Raw genomic sequence first — 14,172 nt, forward strand, 5'->3', positions numbered from 1 at the left:
GCTAAATGGGTAAATTACAGTTCTTTCAGAGAGAGCGTATCGAGGAAGTGACCAACAAGTGACAAAATTAAAAATTTTTAGACAAAAAGCTTTTTAAATATAATAATACTCTTTATAATAAAAGAAGCATTTAAAGGAGGGGAAAGATTTTGACAACAGATTTTGTAACTGATACTGTCAGTGTTCAGCTTGATGGGCGTGTGGCGACAGTTGAAATGAACAGGCCGGAATCATTGAATGCATTGAATGTGGAAATGCTGAAAGGGCTCTTGACTGCCATGAAAGATATTGGCCAAATGGATGAGATTGATATTGTTGTATTGAAAGGAAGGGGCCGCGCATTTTCCTCAGGCGGGGATATTAAGACTATGCTTTTGGAAACAAATGAAAGCGATTTCCCGGATGTGATGGATTGCATCAGCGAGCTGGCTGTAACTCTTTATAGCATGCCGAAGCTGACCATTAGTGCTGTTACAGGGGCAGCTGCCGGTTTGGGCCTGAGCCTGGCCCTTGCCACTGATTATATATTGGCAGACAGGAACAGCAAGCTTGCCATGAATTTTATTGGAATCGGCTTAATTCCTGACGGTGGGGCTCACTTCTTCCTGCAGCAGCGCATTGGTGAAGATAAAGCGAAGCATTTAATCTGGGAAGGAAAAGTGCTGACTGCAGATGAAGCTCTGCAAATGGGGCTGATTCACGAAATAGCAGCAGCTGATTTAAGCACAGCAGTTGATGCAAAATTAAGCCAATGGCTGAACAGACCGACAGAAGCAATGATTAAGACAAAGAAAATTCTTGCTGATAAAAACCGGCCGCTCCTGCTAAAAGTGCTTGAGCTCGAAAAGCTTGGCCAGCATAAAATGCGGCAAACAGAGGATCACAAAGAAGGAATCCAGGCCTTTATTGAGAAAAGAAAGCCTGTATTTAAGGGGAAATAAAGATTGATAGAAGAAAAGCAAAGAGCTGAGCCCTTTGCTTTTCTTATCAGAATGTACATCATTGAATTCAGATAACTGTCCAGCTCCAGCGCAAAACCGCTCGAGGTCACAAGCTCGTCTTGTGCTTGAGGCCCCCATGATGGGGGTCATGCAGACATTGCCACAGGACAAGGAAAGCTACGGCAGCGATACATCGCACGACCGAAAGCGGCAGCTTTTGGGAGGAGGTGGCGCTTTTTGTCTGCGTTCCTTCGTGGGCAAGGTGCTTCCACTTTTCTTCCTATCTATGAAACAGTATCAGTTTGCCCGCAGGAGAGGTGCAGCGGTGAGTTTTCTCATCCAGCCCTTTTTCCTTAAGGAGATTTTCTCCCACACTTTTAGCTTCGTCATCAGAAGCTGCCTGGAATGCTTCATCCAATATCTTTTCCCCGTCCTGTTCAAATGCAGTAAGCTTGTAAGTCTTCATAATGAGACTCCTCTCTTATTATAAAATTCAGATAGTTACTATTATTCTTGCATAATTTCTTAGAATGTGCAAAATTTATTCGGAAAAATTGCTTTAAATCAGGGAACTTTTTTCCTATTCTGTACGTATTGCTAAATAGGAAAAGGAGGAATTCGAAATGGCTTTAGAGCTTGAGCATGTAACAAAGCGCTTTGGAAAGTTTACGGCAGTGGACGATTTGTCACTTTCTATTCCAGAAAGTGAGATGTTTGGATTCCTGGGGGCGAATGGAGCCGGTAAAACGACTACTTTCCGTATGATACTGGGACTATTGGATCCCAGCGGAGGAAAGATTACGTGGAATGGAAATCCCATCGATTATTCAACCAGCCCGCTGATAGGCTACCTTCCTGAAGAAAGAGGTTTATATCCAAAGCTGAAGGTCAAGGATCAGGTTATCTATTTAGCTAAGCTGAGAGGGATGGGAAAGCAGGACTGTTTAATGGAATTAACTTATTGGCTTGAGCGGTTCAAAGTTCCTGAATACGCCAATAAAAAAATTGAAGAGCTTTCAAAGGGAAACCAGCAGAAAATCCAGTTTATTACTGCTGTTATACATAAGCCAAAGCTTTTAATTCTGGATGAACCATTCAGCGGATTGGATCCGGTTAATGTAGAACTGCTGAAGGATGCTGTACTGGAGTTAAGGGATAACGGTACAACGATTGTTTTTTCCTCACATAGGATGGAGCATGTAGAAGAGCTTTGTGAACACTTATGCATCATGCAAAAAGGGCGGCCAGTAGTGCACGGATCTTTAAAAGAAATTAAACGTTCCTTTGGCAGGAAAAATCTTATTATCCATGCAGATTATGATTTAAGCTTTTTGAAGGATAGCAGGGGAGTGGTGAAAGCCAGACAGACAGCTGAGGGGATTCAGCTGCAGATTTCCGGTGAAGATGCCGCTGAAGCCATTTTCAGAGAGGTTGCAGAGAAGGGGTTTGTCCGTAAATTTGTTTTGGAAGAGCCGTCACTGAATGATATTTTTATAGAAAAGGCTGGTGCTTCCTATGAATAACTTTATGACGATTCTTCTTCATACTTATTTAAGCAAACTGAAGACCAAGTCATTTATTGTTACGACTCTCCTTACTGTGGCGATAGTTGCAGGGCTTGCCAACTTATCCGGTATTATTGATTATTTCGATAAGGATGATGAAGAACGAATTGCCGTAATCGATGAGACAGGTGTGCTGTTAGCTCCTCTTCAGGAACAAATGGATGCCCTGAATAACAATATTTCTTTAATTGCCTACAAAGGGTCAAAGGCAGAAGGAGAAAATGCTGTTAAGGATGAAAAGTATAAAGGACTTTTATTGTTATCCTTTACTGAAGAAGAGCTGCCTGAAGCAGCCTATAAAGCAAGAAGCATAGCCGATTCAGCGATCCCATCCGAATTGCAGGGCGGGCTGCAGCAGCTGAAAACGCAAATGGCCGCCACTCAAATAAACCTTAGCCCGGAGCAATTAAGCAAGCTGTATGAGCCTGTGCCTTTTGATAAAACCGCTCTTGAAGAAAACGCCAAAACAGAAGAAGAACTGAATCAGGCAAGAGGGCTTGTTTATGTTCTGTTATTCATCATTTATTTTGCAGTCATCTTATACGCTAATATGATTGCCATGGAGGTAGCGACAGAAAAGTCTTCCCGTGTTATGGAAATTTTGATATCCAGTGTCTCACCAATCAAGCAGATGTTCGCAAAAATATTGGGAATCGGGCTGCTTAGCCTGACACAAATGGCACTCATACTATTAGTTGGTTATTTTTCAGTCAAACAAAATCTTGATACGATGGAAGGCGGCTTTTTTGAATTCTTTGGATTTGGAAACATTCCGGCTACGACTATCGCTTATGCACTCATCTTTTTCATTCTTGGATATTTCTTATACGCCACACTGGCGGCTTTTCTTGGTTCGCTTGTAAGCAGAATTGAAGATATCCAGCAGATGATTACTCCAATGACCATGATGGTTGTGGCAGGCTTTATGATTGCTATGTTTGGCTTAAGCCAGCCGGAAGCTTCCTTTGTAACGATCACGTCTTATATCCCATTCTTTACTCCGATGCTCATGTTCATGAGAGTAGGGATGCTGTCACTGCCGGTATGGGAGCCGATTCTAGGAATTGCGATTCTTCTCGTTTCCATTATACTGCTCGCTGTCTTTGGAGCGAGAGTATACAGGGGCGGAGTATTGATGTATGGCAAATCCAATTCGTTTAAAGATATTAAAAAAGCATTACAGCTTACTAAAAACGAATAATCTGAAAAAAGCTCCGTCTTTAAGAATAAAGGGTTCCGTTTTCCAGTGCTTTATCGATAAATGACATAAAAATTGACGTGTGAATTGGCACACGTCTTTTTCCTTATATATTAAGGTTTTCTCCCCTCTTTCATCATTTTTGCCTTAGCAATTGAAATTATATTTTAAAGTGGACAATAAGTATTGTACCATTAAAATATAGTGTCAAAATAACTGTCAAAATCAATGTCACTTGAGCTGCCGGCAATATGTTTTTCTTATTCAACTAATGGGGCAGGTTCAAGAAAATAATTTCTACTCTTTAATAATTGTTAGTTAAGGGGCGTTTAAATAATTTTTGGAAAGGTAATTACACATTTTGTCGTTCAATATGCATTTGTCCACACCAAACTTGTCCTATTTACATTTCCTAATATTAGTTAGGAGAAAAGGAGGTGCAGAAAAATGCCATGTACTTTAACAGATTTAACTCAACCAGTTTGTTTAACCATTATCTACAATTTAAGTTCTCGCATACTTGTAGATTCTTTCATTTCTTGCGTGGAAGAGGGAAAAAAGTGTAAACTAAAAGTGAAATTAGACCCTATTAATAAAAATCTAACCATTAGAATCCCATTAACTCTTGAAGGTGAAGTTACATTTACTGACAATCCATTTCAATCAGGTTGCGTTACAACGGGTGTTCGTTTAACTTAAACTTAATAAAAGCGGTTTATCTATAAGAGAAAAGTAGATTTCTGACTATTACTTTTCCTTATTTTTTTCCTTAGTGTTATATTGTTGTTTGATTAAAAGTTAATTAAAAACCTGCTTTTATAATAAATATAACACTTATCTATGTCAGTTACTTTTTTCTTTTTTATTGTAGTGGGGTTACTGTAACTGAAATCCAAGGGTAATTTTGGTTCCCTCTTCAACTATGGTGTAATGATAAAAGAAAGCACGCTTTTCTTATTCAGCTAACGGGTGCTTTCGTATTATAGAGTTAACCAGTTTTTACTGGTTGGCTCTTTTTTTTATAGGACCTATTATTTCAGTAGCCAGGGTAGAACGTACGGGTGCGTGGGAATAGATCCCGAGGATTAAACCGTTCACCCCCTACTTGTAGAAAGATGTTTGAGGCTGGTTGGGACAATGTGATCTCGTATAACAAGCGAAGCTATGAAACTACAGGAAGGTATAGGGGTTACTGGTGAGTACAACGAGGGAGAGATGAAATTGAATCCAGTAGTTGGCCTGGATGTGGCCAAGGGAGAAAGTGAGGCCCAAGCCTTCTTAGATAAGGATAGGCCATATGGAAAAAGCTTCAGTGTAAAGCATATCAAGGAGGCTTTGGATTCATTTGTTTCCTTTTTAAAAGGAATAGAGAGGAAAACTGGGGTTAGACCAGCGGTGATTCTTGAATCTAAAGGACATTACCACACACCAATTATTCAATGTCTAGAGGAAAATCAATATCTATATATCTTGGTAAATCCGATTATTTCTCATCAAGCCAAGAAAACAAGCCTTAGAAAAGTAAAGACGGATGCCGTTGATGCATATCATCTTTGTGTTCTTTATTACAAGGAAGATTTTGAGCCTTATAAAAAAAGAGGATTAAGACTTCTAAATCTAAGAACGTTATCAAGGCAATACGAAACCGTTACGAACCTTTACGTTCAGGCAAAACTTCAATTTCATACTATTCTTGATCAGGTATTTCCGGAATACAGGGGAGTGTTTGGAGATTTGTTTTCAAAAGTCTCTCTTCAGGTATTGAAGGATTTTCCCACATCTCAAGATGTTTTGAGTGCAGGTGAAGGAAAGATAATGGAGCGAATTGAGGAAATGCGTGTAAAACGTTCTGCGAATTGGGCCAGGGAGAGAGTAGCTAAATTAATGGCTTCAGCCAAGCGAAATCCGTTCCAACAATGTATATATCAAAGCCACTTGTACAGTTTAGATATGTATATCTCTATGCTTCTTCAGTACCAGGAGCACCTATCCAACTTGGAGAGGCAGATAGATGTCCTGGCAGAAGAAATTGAAGAATATAAGATAATCCAATCAATTCCCGGCATAGGAGGAAAAATCGCTGCAACGATTATTTCCGAAATCGGGGAAGTTGACCGGTTTAACCACCCTAAAAAACTTGTAGCTTATGCAGGAATAGATCCCAGTGTCCATTCATCAGGAAAGTTCACAGCTACGATAAATCACATTACTAAACGAGGTTCAGGCCGTTTACGGCACGCTTTGTATATGGCCGTATTATGCGGTATAAGAAGCTCCAGGAATAAAAAGCTAAAAGAGTACTATGATCGGAAACGAAATGAAGGAAAGCATTCAAAAGTAGCAATGATAGCGTGTGTAAATAAGCTTCTACACTGGATTTATGCAATTCTAAAAAGGAATGAGCCCTTCCTAGATATGGCTTAAACAACAAGAAAAGGCATCTAATGAAAAACCTTCCAAACAGTATTTGGAGGGTTATTTGGCGTGCCTTTAAAAGTATAACACGAGAGAATAAATATTTTTATAAGAAGTTCTTGACTCCTATTAGCTGGTTTAGTTAAAGAAGAACCGTGAATTATAACAAAGAAAACTCGCCATTTTTGGGGCGAGTTTTGCTTTTTTTATATGCCATTTTAGATGTCAAAAGGACTGTCATTTCTGTGCATTTTTTTAGAATAGCACCTCAAAACGGAACCCTTTACTTTAAGAAACGGAGCTTTTTTCAATAATATTCTTTAAGCAAATAATGCCTTTAACCCTTCGAATGCAAAATAAGCCCCAAATCCAATCAGCGATAATCCTGAAAGAATCGATATGATGATGATCCCTTTGGAGGTCAGAAATCGGCGAAACCCTGTGGTCAATCCTGCGACAAATAGATCCCAAAGCATCAGTCCCAGAAAAATCATGGTACTGTATAAAAAGAGCTCTGTTTTTCCATAAGCCGCGGCTGTTTTTGCAAGTACAGATCCGTAAATGCCGAGCCAGAACAGAATGGAAAGAGGACTGGATATAGACATAATAAATCCGGAGAAAAAACATTTAAACAAGGAATCCTGGCTGCGCACATAGCTTATGGAAATTTTATTGGCATTTACAATACTTTCGATCCCCGTGTATAAAAGAATAAATCCTCCAAAAAGCCACAGGAAGATCTGTACAACAGGGGTGTCCAAAAAATGGACGAGTCCAAGGTATACAACCAGCATATAAAACGCATCAGCAAACATAGATCCCACTCCAACAATCCACGCATGCCAAAATCCATTTTTTATCCCTTTTTCAAGCCTGACGGCATTAACCGGCCCAATTGGAGCTGCCAGAGACAGTCCGAGAAACACGTAACTTAAATATATTCCAATTCCCAATATACCACTCCGCCCTTTAAATTTTCCCAGAAGCTCAAAGCCAGTCCTCAAGGAAATAGTCTTGTACATTTTTATGCACAAGCTTCCCGGTCTAAAACCGATTAAGAAAACTCAAGAAGAATTATCTTATATAAATTAGGATAGGAACGTGCATTCGCTTTTTGGATGAGGTAAAATGAAAGAAAAGGAATGAAAGGAAGTTTACATGAAAAGGGTTACGTTTATTCATGCTGCAGATTTACACCTGGATAGTCCGATGTCCGGTTTGAGGCATTTGCCCCCGGCCATTTTTAAAAAACTGCAGGAAAGTACTTTCAACGCATTTACCAAAATAATTGACTTAGCCATTTTCCATGCTGTTGACTTTGTCATCTTAGCCGGGGATTTATTTGACGGTGAAGACAGGAGCATAAAGGCACAAACCCGTTTTCGTAAGGAGATGGAGAGGCTGGATGAACGAGGGATTGCTGTTTATGCAGTCCATGGTAATCATGACCATATGGATGGCCGATGGGCCCATTTGCCAATGCCGGATAATGTCCATATTTTTTCCCATGAAGTTGAAGTGGTGAAGCATACAGCTGAAAATGGCACATCTGTTCATCTTTATGGTTTCAGCTACCCTAAGAGACATGTGCTGGAAAGGATGATCGATCAATATAACAGGGAAGATGTTGCTGATCTGCATATTGGAATACTTCATGGCTCTTTTGAAGGCAGCAGTGATCACGTTCCATATGCACCGTTCCGAATAAATGATTTGCTTGGAAAGGACTTTGATTACTGGGCTCTTGGACATATACATAAACGGGAAATTATCATTTCCCAGCCGCCCGTCATTTACCCCGGTAATATACAGGGAAGAAACCGGAAAGAAACCGGTCCGAAAGGATGCTATTTAGTTGAGCTTGATAGTTCGGGTGCAAAGATGGAGTTTCTGGAAGCTGCTCCTGTAATCTGGGAAAATGCAGAAATAGATGCTTCCGGATTGGAGAACTATCAGGATGTATATGATATTTGCTTAAATTTGATGGAAGAAAAGCGCCAAAACAGGCGGGGGACAGTCCTGAATCTGACACTTACAGAAACTGGAATACCTGATCACGAATTAAGAAGCATAACCAATGGCGAGCTCCTCGAAACGCTGCAGGAGGAAGAGGCAGATGAGGAATCATTTGTATGGATTTCCGGTATCACAGTAAATGAAAAAAGAATGTGGAATAAAGAAAATCTGGCACATGAATCAGATTTTTTCAGTGAGCTTTTTAAAACCGCGGGTCAGTTTGCAGAGCGCAGTGAAAGTGCTTTGCCTTTGTATTCACATCCCCTGGCAAGAAGATTTATGAACGAACTCACTAAGGATGAAAAACAGAGAATCGCCGAGGAAGCTGAAGCACTGCTGGTGGACCTATTATACAAAGCTTGAGGACAATGAATGGAGGCGGACCCTTGATAATTACAGACATACAAATTTACGGTTATGGTAAGCTTACTGACTTTAAACTTGAAGGTATTCAATCCTTGCAGGTTATTTACGGAGAAAATGAGGCAGGCAAATCTACCATCATGTCTTTTATTCATAGCGTTCTTTTTGGCTTTCCGGCAAAGACCCAATCAGAATTAAGGTATGAGCCTAAGGAAGGAGCAAAATATGGCGGCAGGATTACCGCTGTTTTTCCTGATAGAGGGAAGGCGGTCATAGAACGGGTTAAAGGCAAAGCGTCAGGTGATGTCAGCGTCCTTCTTGAGGATGGTACCAGGGGAGGAGAAGACCTTTTAAGCGGACTCCTTCATCATATTGACAAAAACTTGTATCAATCTATTTTCTCTTTTAATATTCATGGACTGCAAAGTGTGAACCAAATGAAGGGTGAAGATTTGGGCAGGTATTTGTTTTCAGCAGGTTCACTGGGTACGGATTATCTCGTTTCTGCTGAAAATATACTTCAAAAGGAATTGGAAAGCCGCTTTAAGCCAAACGGAAAAAAGCCAGCCCTTAATGTAAAGCTGAAAGAGATGAAGCAGCTGCATCGGGATTTGAAAAAAGCGGAGCAGAATAATGAGCATTACTGGATATTGCTGCAGGAAAAAGATAGCATCGCAAACGATTTACAGAGAATACAGCATGAGTTGGAGCAATATCAGCAGAAGCTATCCCGGCTAAAAGAGTGGAAGGAGTTCTATCCTTTATTAGCAGAGGAGCAGGAGCTGATTAAAGAAAGGGGAAGATTTGGAGACATGCCTTTTCCGGCAAATGGGCTTGCTCTATTGGAGAAGCTTGAAAGCCTTATAAAGCCGCTGGAAGGGCGAAAAGCCAGTCTGGAATCCAGAATAAGCATTTTGGAACAAGAGCTGGAAAGCAGTCAGCCTGATCACTTGCTCCTTAAGCATGAGCCGCAAATCAATGCAGCAGTTGAGGGGCTGCCGCTGCTGGATAGATTAATTCAAGAGGAAAAAGAATTATCAATAAAGCTGGGTAATATTTCAGAGGAAATCATAAATCTTCAGGAAAGACTCCATCTTCAAATTGACGAACAGCAGCTTGAACAAGCTGATACGAGTGTTTTTATGAAGGAAAAGATTAATGCAGTAAATTCCCGGCGAAATCATCTGCAAGCAATGAAACTGGAGCTGGACGGGCGGTTTAACGATGAAAGGTCGGCGCTGGAGAATACGGAACAAAAAATTGGCGAATTGACAGGGCTGCTTCTTACGGAGGATGAACGTGCGGCCGTTAGAGAAACACTGAGCTTCACCGCGAATAAGCATAATATCGAAAAAGAGCTGCAGGATACTCAGGAAAGGCTTCAGTTCCTTCAAAAAACAGAAAAAAAGGAGCAGGAAAAAAGACAGCAAAAAGCATACCGGGAAAAGAGGCAGCTTTTATTTTTGGGAGTTCTGTTTGCAGCTTTTGCAGGCTGGGGAATCTTTAGTCAATTATGGGTGATTGCCGGTGCAGGTTTGATAGGCGCAGCCTTTTGTTTTGCCGGTGTAAACAAAAAGGAGCCTAAGGGAGAGGACAGCTTTATTAAAGATGAGATAAAAGCCCTGAGTGAAAAAGAACAATCACTGCTGGAGAAATTAAAGCATCCTGACATTCAGCATGCTGCGAGTCTGGAGGCGCAGCTGAAGAAAGACAGCGAAAGGCAAAATCAGCTTATCCAATTACAATTTCAGCTTGAACAAACAAATGAAAAATATGAAAAGGTCATTAACTCCTTTGAAAAATGGGAAAAGGAATCTGCCGAACTTGAATCTGAACTCCTGCAGCTGGGGAAGCAGCTGCTGCTTCCTTCTGAAATTGCCAAAAACTATTTAAGCGAGGCTTTTAGTCTGATTGAAAAGCTGAAAGTCCATACCAGGGAAAAGAAATACATCCTTGAAAGAAAGGCATCAGCAGGTAAGGGAATCAATGAGAAGCTCCAAACTTTTCAAAAGCTAAAGACTCTATTAAATAGCGAGCCGGGAAATGTTCAGGAAATCGGCTATCAGCTGAAAAAAAGGCTGAAGGAAGAAATGGAAAAACAGATCAAGCAGGGTGAAAGAGAAGCCAAGCTTCAGGAGTTAAAGCTGGAACTCAGCACAGTGCTTGCCGAACTTAGCCACTTCCAAAATGAATGCAAGAATCTGTTCTCAAGCGCAGGCACTGATAATTCAGATGAATACCGGGAAAAAGCAGCTGAAGCACAGAAATTAGCAGAACTTGAAGAACAGATAAAACAGGTCCGCAAGCAAATGGATCTTAACTCTTTTTCACAGGAGGAAATCGGAATATATTCCAATGTGACAAAACCGGAAGCGGAGATCCAGGCCGTTAGCGAAAAAGCTGCTCAGCTCAAGGAAAGTATTCCTGATCTGCAGAGCAAACTTTCAGAAGTAAAACATGAAATAGGAATTCTTGAGGAGGGCGGAACATATGCGGAACTCCTGCATAAATTCGCTTTGCTGAAATCTGAGTTTGAAGCAGAAGCACGGGAGTGGGCAAAATATGCCGCTGCCAAGGATATATTAGATCGAACGATAAGAAGCTTTAAAAATGAGCGCTTGCCAAAAATGCTGGATAAAGCAGAGCACTATCTTTCTTACTTAACCAATGGCCGCTATGTACGGATTTTTCCTAAAGAGGAAGGGAGCGGTTTTCTCATAGAAAGCAGGACAGGAGCAGTTTTTGAAGCAAAAGAGCTGAGCCAGGCGACTGCGGAACAGATATATGTATCCTTTAGACTTGCACTCGCCATGACGATTTATGGCAAATACCCATTCCCCATTATTATTGATGATAGCTTCGTGAATTTTGATCATGTCCGAACTGCAAGAATGATTAACCTGTTAAAGAATCTAAAAGGAAGGCAAATTTTATTTTTCACCTGTCATAAGCATCTTCTGCCGCATTTTCAGGAAGAACAAATACAATCAGTTGCAAAGGAAAAGCTGCCTGTCTAATTATAGCAGGCAGCTTTTTTATCTGTATGGTAAGCAAATCTAACAAAACCTAACAGGTAATTAAAAAAGTGTGTAAAGAAACCTTACAAATATCATGTTTTTTCTGATTTTATCCAGTAAGATGATAAAAAGTGGTAAGGAAGGAGAAAATAATTTGCCCTGGCTGATTCAAGTGTTGTTACTCGCTATTTTTCTGATAGCAGGGAATTTTGCGGCTGCGTTCTTTCATATTCCGCTTCCTGGAAGTGTCATAGGGATGCTTATGTTATTGATCCTATTGGTAACCAATTTAATTAGATTAGAATGGATAGAGAAAGCAGCATCTTTTCAAATTAAACATATGTCCCTGCTGTTTATCCCCTTTGTCATTGGATTATTTTTATCTCCCAATTTTATTCCTCTATTAAATTTTCATTTCCTATTGGTCCTGGTTCTAAGCAGCTTTTGCTGTTTATTGGGCACAGCGTATTCTGTTCAAATATATGAAAATATAAGAAGGAGGCGCCAAAAATGAGTTCTGTTTTATTCAATAGTATAGGGTGCATCTTGATGACTCTTGCCAGTTATATCGCAAGCCTGCAAGTTTTCAGGAAGTTTAAGAAGAGCTGGCTAAATCCTTTATACACCGGAACTGCGCTCTTGATTATCCTTCTTCTATTGGGCAACATCCCTCTATCAGTATATCAGAAAGGAAGCAGTCTGTTTGAACTGCTCCTCCAGCTTTCGGTTGTCTCTTTTGCGGTTCCTTTATATAAGGAGTGGCCCTTAATGAAAAGACATCTTAAGAAAATATTCTCAGGAGTCTTTGCCGGGACCTCCTTAGGCATATTTTCGGTTTACATTATGTCACAGGTTTTTCACTTTAATCAGGAGATCATGGCATCTCTTATTCCGCGTTCGGTAACACTCCCGGTAGCCTTAACGGTCTCGGATGGCCTAGGAGGAACCACGGCATTTACTGTTTTCTTTGTGCTATTTTCTGGTCTTTTTTCCGTTATGATGGGACCAAACCTATTGAAGTGGCTTGGAATAAATAGTAAAGCTGCCAAAGGATTGGCAATGGGCACTTCAGCACAGATGCTGGGAGCCAGCCGTTCACTCATGTGGGGAGAGGAAGAAGGTGCCATGGGGTGTATAGCCATGACAACTTCTGCAATTATCCTTTCGTTATTTATTCCAATATTGCTGCTTTTGCTGTAACCCGCAATTATCAAAAAACCCATTCATGAAAAAGTGAATGGGTTTTTATGGCGGACAAAAGACATGATTAATTTAGGAGAGAGCAGGACCTGTGTGGTATACTAGGTTAATAGAATTGCATGTTTAAAGAGGCTGCAAAAGATGTGTCTATTTCTGAATGCCCTTTTTAAACAACCTCGTGAAGGGAGCGTCGGCGCACGTATGTCAAAAGGAATTGTTTATTACGAAGTAGGAGAACAAATCGAGCTTTTTCTGCTCATCAAAAATGCAACTAAGGGTATTGCGAGTAATGGAAAGCCGTTCTTGACCCTTATCTTCCAGGACCAAAGCGGGGAAATTGAAGCAAAGCTTTGGGATGTGTCTGATGAAGATGCCAAAAACTACAGTCCCGAAACCATTGTAAAAGTGGCGGGGGATATTTTAAATTACCGTGGACGCAATCAGTTAAGAATCCGCCAAATACGGCCGGCCTCTCCAACTGATCCGGTGAAGCTGGCAGACTTTCTCGAAACAGCACCCTTAAGTACTGATGAAATGATGAGTAAAATCACTCAATATATATTTGAAATGAAAAATCCGAACATTCAACGGATCACCCGCCATTTACTGAAGAAGCATCAAAAGGACTTTCTTGAATATCCCGCCGCTACCAAGAATCATCATGAATTCGTTTCCGGTCTTGCCTATCATGTTGTTTCCATGCTGGATTTGGCTAAAGTAATTTCCGGTTTGTATCCAAGCCTGGATAAGGACTTATTGTACGCTGGAGTCATCCTGCACGATTTAGGGAAAATTACAGAGCTGTCCGGACCGATTTCGACATCCTACACAATAGAAGGAAACCTTCTAGGGCATATAACCATTATGATAACTGAAATAGGAAAAGCTGCTGAGGAACTGGGAATCAGCGGTGAAGAGATTATGGTCCTTCAGCACCTGGTCTTGTCCCATCACGGCAAAGCAGAATGGGGCAGTCCGAAGCCGCCATTAATCAAGGAAGCAGAAATTCTTCATTATATTGATAATATTGATGCAAAAATGAATATGCTTGATAGAGCTCTTGAAAGGGTAAAACCTGGAGAGTTTTCGGAGCGGGTATTTGCTCTGGATAACCGTTCATTCTATAAGCCTAGTTTTCATAAATAATAAATGCCATCCTTCCTAATGGGAAAGGATGGCATTTTTAGTGTCTGTCTATCATATTTTTTCCGGTTCAGCATACATTTTATAGTAAATGGACAACCATATGAAAAGAAAGAGGGGAAAAAGATGATTCCAATTTGGGTATATTTTGTTGCAGCCGGAATCGTTATAAGTGCATATATGGCGGTAAGGACAGGCAGGGAAGAGAAAAAAGTGGAGCATGACAGCATAGAACGCGAGGGTGAAATTTATATGAAGCGTCTTGAACGGGAAAAAGAAGAGCGGAAATCCGCTCAGCAATCAGCAGGCTGACT

The 14,172-nt window shown here is 40.6% G+C and carries 13 protein-coding genes; 11 read left to right on the plus strand and 2 right to left on the minus strand.

Going from position 1 to position 14,172, the window contains the following annotated elements; translation table 11 throughout:
- Positions 1–149 precede the first annotated feature (149 nt).
- Complete coding sequence (locus NAF01_RS06570; protein WP_250801983.1) at positions 150–941, plus strand: enoyl-CoA hydratase; 792 nt, start codon at positions 150–152, stop codon at positions 939–941.
- Positions 942–1,221: 280 nt separating this feature from the next.
- Here the strand turns inward: NAF01_RS06570 and NAF01_RS06575 are convergent, their stop codons facing one another.
- Positions 1,222–1,407 carry a YhzD family protein gene (locus NAF01_RS06575; RefSeq protein ID WP_048010724.1) on the minus strand — a complete coding sequence of 62 codons (186 nt, stop codon included), beginning with the start codon at positions 1,405–1,407 and terminating at the stop codon, positions 1,222–1,224.
- Positions 1,408–1,564: 157 nt separating this feature from the next.
- On the opposite strand from NAF01_RS06575, the gene NAF01_RS06580 reads away from it, so the two are divergent.
- From NAF01_RS06580 to NAF01_RS06595, 4 genes are all read left to right on the plus strand, one after another.
- Positions 1,565–2,464 (plus strand): ABC transporter ATP-binding protein, encoded by a 900-nt coding sequence (locus NAF01_RS06580; protein ID WP_197214580.1) that lies wholly within the window; start codon positions 1,565–1,567, stop codon positions 2,462–2,464.
- Positions 2,457–3,707 (plus strand): ABC transporter permease, encoded by a 1,251-nt coding sequence (locus tag NAF01_RS06585; RefSeq protein WP_250801984.1) that lies wholly within the window; start codon positions 2,457–2,459, stop codon positions 3,705–3,707. Before NAF01_RS06580 ends, NAF01_RS06585 begins: the two co-directional genes overlap by 8 nt.
- Before the next feature lie 444 nt (positions 3,708–4,151).
- Positions 4,152–4,403, plus strand: a complete 252-nt coding sequence (locus NAF01_RS06590; RefSeq protein ID WP_250801985.1) for a hypothetical protein — start codon at positions 4,152–4,154, stop codon at positions 4,401–4,403.
- A 522-nt stretch (positions 4,404–4,925) separates the two neighbouring features.
- Complete coding sequence (locus NAF01_RS06595) at positions 4,926–6,128, plus strand: IS110 family RNA-guided transposase (RefSeq protein ID WP_250801986.1); 1,203 nt, start codon at positions 4,926–4,928, stop codon at positions 6,126–6,128.
- 311 nt (positions 6,129–6,439) lie between these two features.
- Here NAF01_RS06595 and NAF01_RS06600 read toward each other — a convergent pair whose 3' ends face one another.
- Complete coding sequence (locus NAF01_RS06600; protein ID WP_048010742.1) at positions 6,440–7,072, minus strand: LysE family transporter; 633 nt, start codon at positions 7,070–7,072, stop codon at positions 6,440–6,442.
- A gap of 205 nt (positions 7,073–7,277) precedes the next feature.
- On the opposite strand from NAF01_RS06600, the gene NAF01_RS06605 reads away from it, so the two are divergent.
- From NAF01_RS06605 to NAF01_RS06630, 6 genes are all read left to right on the plus strand, one after another.
- On the plus strand, positions 7,278–8,498 hold the full coding sequence (locus tag NAF01_RS06605) for a metallophosphoesterase family protein (protein ID WP_250801987.1): 1,221 nt from the start codon (positions 7,278–7,280) through the stop codon (positions 8,496–8,498).
- Positions 8,499–8,521: 23 nt separating this feature from the next.
- Positions 8,522–11,515, plus strand: a complete 2,994-nt coding sequence (locus NAF01_RS06610; protein WP_250801988.1) for an ATP-binding protein — start codon at positions 8,522–8,524, stop codon at positions 11,513–11,515.
- A 121-nt stretch (positions 11,516–11,636) separates the two neighbouring features.
- Positions 11,637–12,029 (plus strand): CidA/LrgA family protein, encoded by a 393-nt coding sequence (locus NAF01_RS06615; RefSeq protein WP_226619823.1) that lies wholly within the window; start codon positions 11,637–11,639, stop codon positions 12,027–12,029.
- Positions 12,026–12,715: an LrgB family protein gene (locus NAF01_RS06620; protein ID WP_048010718.1), complete on the plus strand. Its 690-nt coding sequence runs from the start codon at positions 12,026–12,028 to the stop codon at positions 12,713–12,715. Before NAF01_RS06615 ends, NAF01_RS06620 begins: the two co-directional genes overlap by 4 nt.
- A gap of 201 nt (positions 12,716–12,916) precedes the next feature.
- Positions 12,917–13,861 (plus strand): 3'-5' exoribonuclease YhaM, encoded by a 945-nt coding sequence (yhaM, locus tag NAF01_RS06625; protein ID WP_197245396.1) that lies wholly within the window; start codon positions 12,917–12,919, stop codon positions 13,859–13,861.
- A gap of 123 nt (positions 13,862–13,984) precedes the next feature.
- Complete coding sequence (locus NAF01_RS06630; protein ID WP_035326924.1) at positions 13,985–14,170, plus strand: sporulation YhaL family protein; 186 nt, start codon at positions 13,985–13,987, stop codon at positions 14,168–14,170.
- Positions 14,171–14,172: the final 2 nt, after the last annotated feature.

It is taken from the genome of Cytobacillus firmus, from assembly GCF_023657595.1.
Taxonomy (GTDB): Bacteria; Bacillota; Bacilli; order Bacillales; family Cytobacillaceae; genus Cytobacillus; species Cytobacillus firmus_B.